This window comes from Rhodopseudomonas sp. BAL398, from assembly GCF_033001325.1.
GTDB lineage: Bacteria > Pseudomonadota > Alphaproteobacteria > Rhizobiales > Xanthobacteraceae > JARJEH01.
In genome coordinates, this window is sequence record NZ_CP133111.1 from 3,595,583 (window position 1) to 3,607,905 (window position 12,323).

Below are 12,323 nucleotides of genomic sequence, written 5' to 3' on the forward strand. Positions count from 1 at the left end.
GTCGCCGTCTCAGGCACAATGCGGCAGGGTGTGGGCGCAGACTTCGCGCCAGATCTCGGTCAAGGTGTCGTTCTCCACCGGCCCCTTATGGGCGACCGCATGGGTGCGAACCCGGGCCAGAATTCCCCGTGCCTCGTCGGAATTGGCCGGCAGATTGAGCCGCGCGAGCGACGAGGTGATCGCCGACAGGCCGGAATGCTTGCCGATCACGATCTGGTTGGCGCGCCCGAACAGCTCCGGATCGAGCGACTGATAGGTCTGGCGATCCTTGAGCAACCCGTCGACATGGATGCCGGATTCGTGGGTGAACACATGGGCGCCGACGATAGCCTTGTTCAGCGGAATGGTGCGGGCCGCCGCGGCCGCCACAAGGGCGGCGACATTGGCGAGCTCGGACGGCACGATCCCGGTATCGCGCCCATAGAGCTGCTTCAGCGCAATCGCGACTTCTTCCAGCGGCGCATTGCCGGCGCGCTCGCCCAGTCCGATCACCGTGACCGAGGCATGGCTGGCGCCGGCCTGCACCGCCGCCAGCGTATTGGCGGTGGCCAGGCCCAGATCGTCATGGCCGTGAAATTCGAGTTCGAGGTCGGTGGTGGCGCGCAACGCCGCGATCAGCCGATAGGTGGTACAGGGGTCGAGCACGCTCAGCGTGTCGGCGATGCGAAACCGCCGCGCGCCGGCCGCCTTCGCAGCGGCGACGATCTCGATCAGGAAATCGACATCGGCGCGGGAGGAATCCTCGCCGCCGACCGCGACCTCCAGGCCCTGGTCGCGCGCATAGCCGACCACGCGGCGGAGCATCTCCAGCGCGTTGGCGCGTCGGCCGCCGAGCTTGGCGGCGATCTGGACGTCGGAGACCGGCACCGACACATTGACCATCGAGACCCCGGCGGCGATCGCCGCATCGACATCCTCGGTGCGCATCCGGCACCAGGCAATGGTGGTCAGCGGCAGTTCGGCTTCCACGATGGCGCAGATCGCCGCGATCTCATCAGACCCCATCGCCGGCGTCCCGGCTTCGATTTCCGCAACCCCGGCGCGGGACAAAGCGCTGGCGATCGCCACCTTCTCGACGGTGGAGAAGGCCACGCCCGGCGCCTGCTCGCCGTCGCGCAAGGTGGTGTCGTTGAGCACGATCCTGGGCAGCGGCGCCGCGGTGCGCGGTGTGGTCGGACTGTCAAACATGAGCCTGGTCGAGCGTCGCCGACGCTCCCTCCTGTGTGCCGAATGGCGAGATCTCGCGCAGCCTGGCGATCACGCCGGGAATGACCACGAGTGCCCGATCGATATCGTCGTCGGTCGTGTCGCGCGACAGCGAGAACCGCACCCCGCCGCGCACCGCATCGTTCGCGACCTGCATCGCCACCAGCACATGGGAGGGCTCGAACGAGCCGGTCGAACAGGCCGACCCCATCGACACCGCGACGCCGGCGCGGTCGAGCAGCATCACGATGCTTTCGCTCTCGATGAAGGAGAAGGCGATGTTCGAGGTGTTGGGCAGCCGCTCGGCGCGGGCGCCGACCGCGACGCAATCGGCGACTTGCTCCAAGATTCCCCGCTCCAGCCGATCGCGCAGGCCGCGGACCCGGATGTCCTCGTCGGCCAGATGATCGGCGGCGAGTTCGGCGGCCATGCCAAGGCCGACAATGCCCGGCACATTCTCGGTGCCGGCGCGGCGGCCGCGCTCCTGATGGCCGCCCTTGATCTGCGGCTTGAAGCGCACGCCGTTGCGGATATACAGCGCGCCGACGCCCTTGGGCGCATGCAGCTTGTGGCCGGACAGCGACGCCATGTCGATCGCGGTGGATTGCAGATCGATCGGCATTTTGCCGACCGCCTGCACCGCGTCGGTATGGAACAGCGCGCCGTATTCCTTGGCGAGTTCGGCCAGATCAGCGACCGGGTTGATCACGCCGGTCTCGTTGTTGGCCCACATCAGCGACACCACCGCGACGCGGTCCGACAGCGCTGCGCGGTAAGCCACGATGTCGAGCCGGCCATGGCGATCGACCGGAATGAGGTGAACGCGAATCCCCTTGTTCTTTTCCAGCCAGGCGCACAGCGACAACACGGCGGGATGCTCCACCGCGCTGGTGATGATCTCGCGCCGGCGCGGCGAGGCTTCCAACGCCGCCATGATCGCCGCATTGGTGCTTTCGGTGCCGCCCGAGGTGAACATCAGCTCGTGGGCGTGGGCGATGCCGAGCAGCCGTTGCAGCTGCTCGCGGGCGCGCTTCACCGCCATCGCAGCGTGGCCGCCGAGCGCGTATTTCGACGACGGATTGCCGAAATACTGGGTGAAGTAGGGCAGCATCGCCTCGACCACGCGGGGATCGACACGGGTGGTGGCGTTGTTGTCGAGATAGACCGGTTGGGCGGGTTGGCCGCTCATGGCACCGGCACCACGCGCATCGGGCGGCCGATCTTCTCGATCAGCTTGGCCTGAACCCCGGACAGCGTCACCGACGCCAGCTGGCAGCCGTCGCAATTGCCCGACAGCCTGATGTAGATCGTATTGTCCTCGATCCGGACCAGTTCGCAATCGCCGCCGTCGCGCTGCAGATGCGGGCGCAATTCGGCGAGCGCCTGTTCGATCAGTTCGGTCTGGGTCAGGGTGTCGGCGCCCGCCATCGCGGCGACCGGACGCGGTGCCGCCGGCTTGGGCGCCGCTGGCTTCGGCATTGCGCGTAAATGCGCCGGAACGCCATGGCCGGCGCTGAAAATAGTCGCGGCCGCCGTCGCCTCGCCGCGCGGCTTCAGCTCGATCGCGCGCTGCGGGGACGAGCCGACCCGGTAAGCTTGGTCGGCCGGCAGCAGGCCATCCTCGACCAGGTCGGCATTGACCCGCGCCAGCAGCGCTTCGATCTTCTTGAAGCAGCAGCTGCAGCTGGCGCCGGCCTTGGTGTAGGCGGTGACCTGTTCGGGATCGGTCAGGCGGTTGAAGCGGATGGTGCGCTCGATCATCATCTGGCCGACGCTGAAGCAATCGCACAACACGTCGGGATCGGTGCTTTCGAGTTCGGCCTTGCCGCGCAGCGCCGCGATCGCGGTGCGTAGCGCCTCATAGGCGATCACCGAGCCATACATCCGCTCCGGCGGCAGCCCGCCGAGAAACTCGGCGATATCCGCGGAGCTGATGCCGCCCGCCTCGTCGAGGGTCTTGCCGGTCACCATTTCGGTGACCGCCGAGGATGCCGCGATCGCGGCGCTGCAGCCGAACGCCTGGAACCGGGCCTGTTCGATCCGGTCGGTTTGCGGATCGACCTGCAGCATCAGCTTGACGGCGTCGCCCCATCCGATGGTTCCGAATGAGCCGACCGCATTGGCGCCCGGCAACGCTCCGACATTCCTGGGATTGGAGAAGTGATCGTTCAGCCTGTTCGAAACCTGCAGCATGGCGTTGTTTCCCGGCTTGATGCGATCACCCGAACGATTTGCCGCAGCCGCATTTGGTGCCGGCATTGGGATTGTCGAAGGTGAAGCCGGAGCCTTCCAGGCTCTCGACGAAATCGATCTTCATCCCGGTCAGCAAAGGCTGCGAGTCGGGATCGAGGAACACTTTGACGCCGGCGGCTTCGACCACGGCGTCATCGGAGCGCGGCTCGGTGTCGAGCCCGATCAGATATTTGTAGCCGGCGCAGCCGCCGGCCTCGACCATGACCCGCAGACCGCCTTCGGTCTTGCCGGCCCGGGACATCGCAGCCTTGATAGCAGTACCGGCTTGTTCAGTCAGAATGATCATGTGACGGCCTCCTTGCGCTGGCATTCACACAAGCATTAGCAACCGCCGTGCCATTCTCGGGCTCAGCCACAAAACCATGGATTCATTGCTGTTTTGCGGAGCGTCGGCGATTGTCGGAGTTGCGACATGGTCGCGAAGATGACGCAATGGCGGCGGTGTCGGTGCGGTCGCGACGCGATCGTCTAACCGTTGAGATCGAGTTGCCGCCGCCGGTCGGCCATCCGGCTTTCGCCGCTTTCGTCGCCGAAGCATTCGTTGAAATCATTGCAATGCGCACATACCGGAGTACTGCACATCACCATGCCGTCGTCCTCGCACAGCTTGCGATAGAAGAAGCGTTTCCAGCGCATGTTCTTGGTATTGTCGCGCGCCAGCGGCGCGAAATGCCGCATCAGCAGCCGCGACAATTCGGATCGATCGCGCAGGCCGAGATCCTCCCACAGATGGCTCGGCTCCATCGCCCGGCGCGCCACCATCGCGGCAAGCCAGCGGCTGACCTCGTTGTCGGTCGAGCGGTGGGCGAGCAGCAGATCGCGCAGCATCGCGACCTCGTCATCCTCGGCCGGCTCGCCGGAGGCGAGCACCGAAAACAGCACCGAGATGTGCGGAAAGAAACCGGCCATCAGCGCGGCGACGTCGTTGGCGCCGAGCCCGCAGCGGTCGACGACCGAACCCGGCTCGGTCGCCGCCACCGCGAGGATCGAGGCCAGCACATGGCGGTCGAAAGCGCGGTCGCTGTCGATCTGCGCATCGTCGGCATCGCATCCGGTCAGCACCCGATAGGCGGTGCGAACCGGCGAGACCGCACAGGCGGTCGCCGGGGCGCGCGACGCCAATGTCGAAGCCACAATAGCCGCCTGGTCGATCTGCGCCGCGCCGATCATGTCGCGTTCCTTCAGAGCCCGAGTTCGCTGGCCTTGACGTGGGTCTGGCAATCCTTGGGGCAGACCCGGTTGCAGGCAGAACAGCCGATGCAATTGCCGGCCTGGTCCAGCACCATCACCTTGCGGACGAATTCCTCGTCGTCGTCATCGTCGTTCTCGAGGCTGCAGGCGACCAACTCGCCATCCTCGTTGACTCCCATCAAATGCATGACGTCGCGCGAGCAGACCTTGAAGCAGCGGCCGCAGCCGATGCATTTGTCGCCATCGATCGCGGTGATGTAGGTCGGTTCCCACGGCTTGCCGTCGCGGCTGGAAAATGTAGCCATTATGAACTCCTGGTCGCGGCCTCGGGCCGCGCGAAATGTCAGGTTGCGTTTGCTTCGAGCTGTTTCAGGTTGTTTCTCGCCTCCTCCAGCACCTTGAAGGCGTCATAGGTCTCCTGCGCGACGGTCAGGATCGACTGCCAGTTCACCGGCAGTTCCTCGGACAGATCGTGCAGGTTCATCTTCGCGTTGATCGCCCGCGACGACAATTTCTTGATCTCGGCTTTCAGACTATCGATATCGGACATGATGTTGTCTCCGGCGCTTAGATGGCGGCAACCTCGGGATATTTGCGGATCATCTCGACCCCGGCGGCGACCAGCTTCTCGCCGTCCTCAGCGAGCTTGCCGAGATTGTCGAAGCCGAAGCGGTGGACGTCGCGCAGCTGCTTATTGACGACGATCAGCCGGCCCGCGGCTAGGATCATCCGGCCGAAGCCTTCGTGGTGCATCTTCATCATCGGCGTGACCATCACGCCGGTCTCGCGCTCGATCGACAGCGCCACCGCGTTGTAGAACAACTCCAGCCGCCACAGCGTCTCCGGATCGGGATCGCCCATGATCGGGATCTCGCGACGGCGCTGCTTGTCGACGATATAGGGATCGATCAGCACCAGATCGCTCTTGCCGTCCCAGGCGCCGTGGGTGTCCTGGGCGCGCCATTGCTTGATCAGCTCCTTGACGAACAGCGAGTCGGTCGCGGTGTCGGCTGCGGTTGCGTCAGACATTGTCCACCTCGTCGGCAAAATCCAGCTTACGTTCCTCGCCCTTGAGCAGTGCCTTGCGCAGCCACGGCGGCGGCACGCCGCGCAGCACGCCCTGCAGCTTGTCCAAGAGATCGGTGATCAGCTCCGGCTGATTGACCTTGAGCGGATGCACATTGTTGGCGACGACGCGGGCGGCGCCGGAGCCGCCGATCGCCGCGACGTAGAGGATCGCGCAATCCTTGATGGCGTCGATCTTCGGCGTCAGCTTGTCCTCATTGCCGTCCTCGGCCAGATCGCTGGCGAACTGCACCGCCTCGACGAAGCGATAATCATCCGGCGAAATCTCGTAGATCGCGATGTTCTTGGCCCAGCCGAAATGCGCATCGACGCGCTTCAGATCCTGGGTCGCGAATGCCACCTTCATGCCGCCGCTCCTTTGCTTTGCATCGACACTCTCCTTCGATTCCGAACTAATGAGTCGTAGCCGCCGCATCGCCCTGATCCGCCATTGCGCCGGGATTCCGCCAGCTGTCGATGTCGGGCTCGCGAATGCTGGCGATGAACAGATTGCCGATCGCGAAGATCAGATCGCGGGTGCCGCGATAGCCGACCGCCAGCTGATGCGCCGCGCCAAGCCGGTCGAACATCGGCAGGCCGATCCGGTGCAGCGGCACGCCGAGCCGCTCCGCCGCCTGGCGGCCATGCGCATGGGTCAGCAGCAGATCGCAGCCTTCGGCGCGGCTTTCGAGATCCTCGAGATCACCGATCACGACCTCGTCGGCCGGAACCAGTTCGAGCACCGGCGACGTCGTGGTGGTCACCGCGGCGGTGATCTGGCATCCCATCTCGGTGAGCCAGCCGCCGATACTTAGCAGCAGGTCGGGCTCGGCGCCGATCGCGACCTGTTTGCCGCCGAAATAGAAATGTCCGTCCAGCATGGCGTCGACCAGCTGGCTGCGCTGCCTGCGATATTTTTGCGGCACCGGGCGGCCGCTGATGCGCGCCAGGAACGCCATGAATTCGTCGTTCGCAGCCAGCCCGGTGAGGCGGCGCAACAACGTGAACGGCACCCCGGCCTTGGCTTGCAGCGCGGTCGCGGCGGCGCGCATCTGCTCACCGATCGCCAGCGTATGCACGGCCCCGCCCATCGCGGCGATCTCATCGACCGCGACGCCGCCATGGGTGGTCGGGGTGAAATCGTCCGGGACGTGGCCATCGAGCGAGCCGGAAATGTCAGGCAGGAAGGTCGGCCGCAAGCCGAACGCCTCGATGATGTCGCGCAGCTCATCAATGTCGCCGGCAGTCAGATGGCTGCCGGGCAGCACATTGATGCGGGCCCGATCGCGCGACGCATTCGGCGCCGGCTGAGCCACCAGCAGATCGACCATCTTGGCGACGGTCCGCGACCAGCCATCCTCGAAGGCCCCCATGAAATCCGGCGTCGACACCGGAACCAGCGCGACATGCGCAAGCTCCGGATGCCGCTCGCGGACCTGCTTGATGAAGCTGTCGAGATCGTCGCCCTTGATCTCGGTGACGCCGGTCGAGCAGATCCCGATAATGTCGGGCTTGGTGCGGTTGACGATGTTGACGATCGCCTGTTCGACATTGTCGAAGCCGCCGAGCACGGTGGCGACCTCGGTCATCGCGGTGGTCTGCATCGGGATCGATTCGCGAAAGTGCCGCACGAACAGCACCAGGCCGAACGAGGTGCAGCCCTGCGAGCCGTGCAGCAACGGCATGCAATTGCGCAGGCCCATGAAGGCCAGCGAGGCGCCGAGCGGCTGGCTCATCCGCAGCGGATTGACGGTGCAGGCCTTGCCCGATGTGACGATCTTGGCCATGGCGATGTCCTCACGCGACCTGGGCGGCGGGCGCGGCGTCTGCCGCGACCCGCCCGAGGATGGCGGCGATCTTGTCCTTGCAGCCGCCGCAGCCGCCGCCGGCCTGAGTAAGCTGCGTGACCTGGGCGATCATGGTGAGATCGTGGCTGCGAACCGCGTCCTCGATGGTGCCGACATCGATCTGCTTGCATTGGCAGACCAGCTCGCCACGGCGCTGGGCTTCCGCCAGTTCGGGATCGCCGGCCAGCGCCGCTGCGTCCGCCGCATTGGCGGCGTCGGCGCGCTCCTCCCAGCTGATTTCGGCCCAGGGCGCCGGCGCGCGGACCTGCGCCCAGATCGGGTTCGACAGCGCCTTGTCGATCTGGCGCACCATCTCGACGATGCCGACATAGCCCTCATAGGCGTAGGAGCGCTCCTGATTGATATCGAGCCACGGCATCCGCGCCTTCAATGCAACGAATTGCGAACGGCCGCCCGACAGCATGATGTCGGCCTGAGCGTCCTTGAGCATCTTGTACATGTCGCGCGGCCGCAGATCGTCGATCTGGTGGACGTCGGGGCTCATCTCCCGGAGCCGCTCCTTGTCCTCCTTGGTCGACTTCTTGACGCTTGAGCCGACGATGGTGAGGCCGGCCTCCTGCAGCGCCGCCACCACCGACCAGGATTTGACGCCGCCGGTGATCAGCAACACCTTCTTGCCGGTCAGCCGCGGCGTGAACGCTTTCAGCGCCTCCCAGGCGCGGGCCTCCTCGCGGGCGATCACCGCCTCGACCCGGTCCATCAATTCGGCGTCGGCGCCGCGCGCAATCAACAGCTTTGCGATCTGGCGCAGCGAGTCCGACGTATCGGTGATGCCGTAGAACGAGCCCTCGAAATAAGGAATGCCGTAGCGCTCTTCCATCTTGCGAGCGACGTTGATCATCGCGGTCGAGCACACCATCATCGCCGCCTTGGCGCGGTGCGCGCGCGCCACTTCGTGATAGCGGGCGTCGCCCGACAGGCAGGACAGGATGCGGATGCCGAGCTCGTCGAGCAGCGGCTTGACCTGCCAGAATTCGCCGGCGACGTTGTATTCGCCGATGATGTTGATGTCATAGGGCGTGGTGTAATCCGGCTCCTGGGTGCCGATCACGTAATCCAGCATCGCCTCGCCGGCGAGCTTGTTGCCGAGATTTTTCGGCCCGACAAAGCCCGGCGAAATGATCGGGATGCAGGGCTTGCCGAATTTCTCGGAAGCCAGCTTGCAGACCGCGGCGATGTCGTCGCCCATCATCGCCGGCACGCAGGTCTGATACACGAACACCGCCGGCGGATCGTATTTCTCGATGATTTCGCGGATCGATTTGAACAGCCGCTTCTCACCGCCGAACACCACGTCGTTCTCGCCCATGTCGGTGGTGAAGCCGGTGCGGTACAGCTTCGAGCCGGAGGATTTGACGCCGCGATTGTCCCATGACGAGCCCTCGCAGGCGATCGGGCCGTGGACCAGATGGGCGACATCGACGATCGGTTGCAGCGCGATCTTGGCGCCGTCGAAAGCGCAGCCACCCGCGGCGCCGCCGGGCTGCAGCGGTTTGCTGCAGCCCTTCTTGCGTTGCTTTTCGGACTTGACCTGATTGGTCGCGCAGCCCGGCTCGTTGAAGACGTCTTGGATCTTGTCGGCCAGGCTGCTCATCTTGTCACGTCCTATCTTGGAGTCCTCAGCGGATGATGTCGAAGCTGATGTCGTTCTTGCCAGCGACGATGTCCTTGTCGAGCTCGTCGAAGATCTTGTCGAGGATCCAGACCAGCACGTTGAGCGAGCCCTGATAGCCCCACACCGGATAACGATGGTGGTGATGCCGGTCGAACAGCGGGAAGCCGATCCGGATCAACGGGGTGTTGGTGTCGCGCTCGAGATATTTGCCGTAGGTGTTGCCGATCATGAAGTCGACCGGCTCGGTGAACAGCAGCGAGCGCAGGTGCCACAGATCCTTGCCCGGATAGACGTGGCAGTTCTTGCCGAACGGCGAGGACGCGAGCAGCTGCTCAACCTTCTCGGCCCAGACCTTGTTGCCGTTGGTGGCCAGGATGTGGGTCGGTTCGCCGCCGAGCTCGAGGATGAACGACGCCAGGCCCAAGCAAGTATCCGGATCGCCGTAGATCGCGAATTTCTTGCCGTGGATATGGGCGCTGCTGTCGCCGATGGCGTCGACCAGCCGGCCGCGTTCCTTGGTCAAGGCTTCGGGGATCGGCTTGCCGGTGAGGCGCGACACTTCCTGCAGGAAGGCGTCGGTGCCGGCGATGCCGACCGGGTGGTTGAACGCCTTCACTTCCTGGCCATGCGCCGCGATCGTGGCCAGCGTCTTCTCGGTGCAGAATTCCTGCATCGAAATCGTCGCCTTGGCGTGGATCGCGTTGGCCGCCTGCTCCAGCGTGGTGCCGCCGTCATACATCCGGAATTCACCGTCGGCCGGGGTATCCCAGACGTCGCTGTTGTCGCCGAAGATGGTGTAGTCGACGCCCATCAGGTCGAAGATCCGCTTGATCTCGCGGATGTTGCCGACGGTGTAGCCGTCGAAGCCGCCGATGAAGTTGATCGAGCCGTTCTCCTGGCGCTCCAGCTTCGGCACGGTGCCGGCCTTGCCGTCCCAGAAATGCTCGACGATGCCCTTCATCACATTGTCGTAGCCGGTGGTGTGGCTGCCGACGAAGGCCGGGGTGTGGGCGAAGGTGACGTCGAAATCCGCCGGCACCGAGCCCTTTTCCTTGGCGCCCTTGATGAAGGCGTTGAGGTCGTCGCCGATCACTTCCGCCATGCAGGTGGTCGACACCGCGATCATCTTCGGCTTGTACAGCGCGTGCGCGTTGGCCAGGCCGTCGATCATGTTGTTGAGGCCGCCGAACACCGCGGCGTCCTCGGTCATCGACGACGACACGCAGGAGGTCGGCTCCTTGAAGTGGCGCGAGAAATGGCTGCGATAGTAAGCGACGCAACCTTGCGAGCCGTGCACGAACGGCAGGGTCTTCTCGAACCCGACCGCGGCGAACACCGCGCCGAGCGGCTGGCACGCCTTGTTCGGATTGATCGTGAGGGCTTCGCGGGCGAAGTTCTTCTCGCGATATTCCGCGGTCTTGGTCCAATCGATCACCCGATCGAGCTCTTCGGCGGGCACCCGGTTTTCGAACAGCGCCCGCTTGTTTTCGATCATCTTGGCGTATTCAGGCTCTCGGAAGAGTTCCTGGTGGTCTAGGATTTTTTCTGCGTTCTGGCTCATGACACGTTCTTTCCGAACAGATCGTTGGCTGGACTCCCGGCGTCAGCCGGGAGCGAATGTGAACTGCGCTTTCTCGGTTTCGGAAAGCCTCAGCTCCAGGGAGCCTTGGCCAATTTCCAGACCGGCGCGTTGATGGCGATGTCCATGTCACGGGCGAAGATCGCAAAGCCGTCATAGCCGTGATACGGACCCGAATAATCCCAGGAGTGCATCTGCCGGAACGGCACACCCATCTTCTGGAACACGTATTTCTCCTTGATGCCGGAGCCGACCAGGTCGGGCTGCACCCTTTCGACGAATTTCTCGAATTCGTAGCCGGTGACGTCGTCATAGATCAGCGTGCCGTCTTTGACATAATGCGTGGTGCGCTGATAATCGTCGTTGTGGCCGAATTCGTAGCCGGTGCCGACCACTTCCATGCCGAGATCTTCATAGGCGCCGATGACGTGGCGCGGGCGCAGACCGCCGACGAACAGCATCACCTTCTTGCCCTGCAGGCGCGGCTTGTATTTGTCGATCACCGCCTGCATCAGCGGCTTGTACTTGGCGATGACCCGCTCGGCGCCGTCCTTGATCTTGTCGTCGAAATGGCTGGCGATTTCGCGCAAGGACGCTTCGATCTTGGACGGACCGAAGAAATTGTATTCAACCCACGGAATCCCGAACTTCTCTTCCATATGCCGGGTGATGTAGTTCATCGAGCGGTAGCAGTGCAGGATGTTGAGCTTGGCTTTCGGCGTGGCTTCCAGCTCGGCGATCGAGCCGTCGCCGGACCATTGCGCGATCACCCGCAGGCCCATTTCCTCGAGCAGGATGCGCGACGACCAGGCATCGCCGCCGATATTGTAGTCGCCGATGATGGCGACGTCGTAGGGGGTCGATTCGAACGCCGCGATCTTGTCGCCGGCCTTGTCGAACACCCAGTCGCGCACCGCGTCGTTGGCGATGTGATGGCCGAGCGATTGCGACACGCCGCGGAAGCCTTCGCAGCGCACCGGCACGATGGTCTTGCCGTCATACTGCTTCGACTTGGCCTTGGCGACTGCCTCGATATCGTCGCCGATCAGACCGATCGGGCATTCCGACTGGATGGTGATGCCCTTGTTCAGCGGGAACAGGACCTGGATCTCGTCGATGATCTTGCCGAGCTTCTTGTCGCCGCCGAAGACGATGTCCTTCTCCTGGAAATCGGAGGTGAACTGCATCGTGACGAAGCTGTCGATGCCGGTGGTGCCGACGTAATAATTACGGCGCGAACCCCAGGAATACTGGCCGCAGCCGACCGGGCCGTGGCTGATATGGACCATGTCCTTGATCGGTCCCCACACCACGCCCTTGGAGCCCGCATAGGCGCAGCCGCGGATGGTCATCACGCCGGGGATCGACTTGATGTTCGACTTCACCGAGCATTCCGACTTCTCGGCGTCGTAGGTGTTGAGATGCTTGGCGCGGCGCTTGGCGGATTTGTCCGGATAGGCCTCGAGGACCTCCGCGATCACTTGCTTGTTGCGCGCCTTGATGTCTTCTGGGGTCTCTGCGAGTGCTGTGCTCATCGTCCTACCTC

Annotated in this window: 13 protein-coding genes; all 13 read right to left on the reverse strand. The window is 64.2% G+C overall.

Annotation, left to right across the window (positions count from 1 at the left end; all coding sequences use genetic code 11):
• Nucleotides 1-9: 9 nt before the first annotated feature.
• The 13 genes from nifV to nifD all read right to left on the reverse strand — a co-directional run bounded on the left by nifV (nt 10) and on the right by nifD (nt 12,312).
• Nucleotides 10-1,188, reverse strand: a complete 1,179-nt coding sequence (nifV, locus tag RBJ75_RS16965) for a homocitrate synthase (RefSeq protein WP_080901233.1) — start codon at nt 1,186-1,188, stop codon at nt 10-12.
• Complete coding sequence (nifS, locus tag RBJ75_RS16970) at nt 1,181-2,395, reverse strand: cysteine desulfurase NifS (protein WP_044417301.1); 1,215 nt, start codon at nt 2,393-2,395, stop codon at nt 1,181-1,183. Before nifS ends, nifV begins: the two co-directional genes overlap by 8 nt.
• Nucleotides 2,392-3,399, reverse strand: a complete 1,008-nt coding sequence (gene nifU, locus RBJ75_RS16975) for a Fe-S cluster assembly protein NifU (RefSeq protein ID WP_044417303.1) — start codon at nt 3,397-3,399, stop codon at nt 2,392-2,394. The genes nifS and nifU overlap by 4 nt, the downstream gene beginning before the upstream one ends.
• A gap of 25 nt (nt 3,400-3,424) precedes the next feature.
• Complete coding sequence (locus RBJ75_RS16980) at nt 3,425-3,745, reverse strand: HesB/IscA family protein (RefSeq protein WP_044417305.1); 321 nt, start codon at nt 3,743-3,745, stop codon at nt 3,425-3,427.
• A gap of 182 nt (nt 3,746-3,927) precedes the next feature.
• Nucleotides 3,928-4,629 carry a nitrogen fixation protein NifQ gene (locus RBJ75_RS16985; RefSeq protein WP_044417307.1) on the reverse strand — a complete coding sequence of 234 codons (702 nt, stop codon included), beginning with the start codon at nt 4,627-4,629 and terminating at the stop codon, nt 3,928-3,930.
• An 11-nt stretch (nt 4,630-4,640) separates the two neighbouring features.
• Entirely contained in the window at nt 4,641-4,955 is a 315-nt protein-coding gene (gene fdxB / locus RBJ75_RS16990) for a ferredoxin III, nif-specific (RefSeq protein WP_044417309.1), read from the reverse strand.
• A 38-nt stretch (nt 4,956-4,993) separates the two neighbouring features.
• The gene (locus RBJ75_RS16995; RefSeq protein ID WP_044417311.1) at nt 4,994-5,200 is read right to left on the reverse strand and encodes a CCE_0567 family metalloprotein; all 207 of its coding nucleotides are present in this window, start codon (nt 5,198-5,200) and stop codon (nt 4,994-4,996) included.
• A gap of 17 nt (nt 5,201-5,217) precedes the next feature.
• Nucleotides 5,218-5,679 carry a NifX-associated nitrogen fixation protein gene (locus RBJ75_RS17000; RefSeq protein WP_276156226.1) on the reverse strand — a complete coding sequence of 154 codons (462 nt, stop codon included), beginning with the start codon at nt 5,677-5,679 and terminating at the stop codon, nt 5,218-5,220.
• Nucleotides 5,672-6,082, reverse strand: a complete 411-nt coding sequence (gene nifX / locus RBJ75_RS17005) for a nitrogen fixation protein NifX (protein WP_044415352.1) — start codon at nt 6,080-6,082, stop codon at nt 5,672-5,674. Before nifX ends, RBJ75_RS17000 begins: the two co-directional genes overlap by 8 nt.
• 46 nt (nt 6,083-6,128) lie before the next feature.
• Nucleotides 6,129-7,502, reverse strand: a complete 1,374-nt coding sequence (nifN, locus tag RBJ75_RS17010; RefSeq protein ID WP_044415350.1) for a nitrogenase iron-molybdenum cofactor biosynthesis protein NifN — start codon at nt 7,500-7,502, stop codon at nt 6,129-6,131.
• Between the two features lie 10 nt (nt 7,503-7,512).
• The gene (gene nifE, locus RBJ75_RS17015) at nt 7,513-9,177 is read right to left on the reverse strand and encodes a nitrogenase iron-molybdenum cofactor biosynthesis protein NifE (protein ID WP_044415348.1); all 1,665 of its coding nucleotides are present in this window, start codon (nt 9,175-9,177) and stop codon (nt 7,513-7,515) included.
• 25 nt (nt 9,178-9,202) lie between these two features.
• Nucleotides 9,203-10,759, reverse strand: a complete 1,557-nt coding sequence (nifK, locus tag RBJ75_RS17020) for a nitrogenase molybdenum-iron protein subunit beta (protein ID WP_044415346.1) — start codon at nt 10,757-10,759, stop codon at nt 9,203-9,205.
• A gap of 89 nt (nt 10,760-10,848) precedes the next feature.
• Nucleotides 10,849-12,312, reverse strand: coding sequence for a nitrogenase molybdenum-iron protein alpha chain (gene nifD, locus RBJ75_RS17025; RefSeq protein ID WP_044415344.1), 1,464 nt, complete (start codon nt 12,310-12,312; stop codon nt 10,849-10,851).
• Between the last annotated feature and the right edge of the window lie 11 nt (nt 12,313-12,323).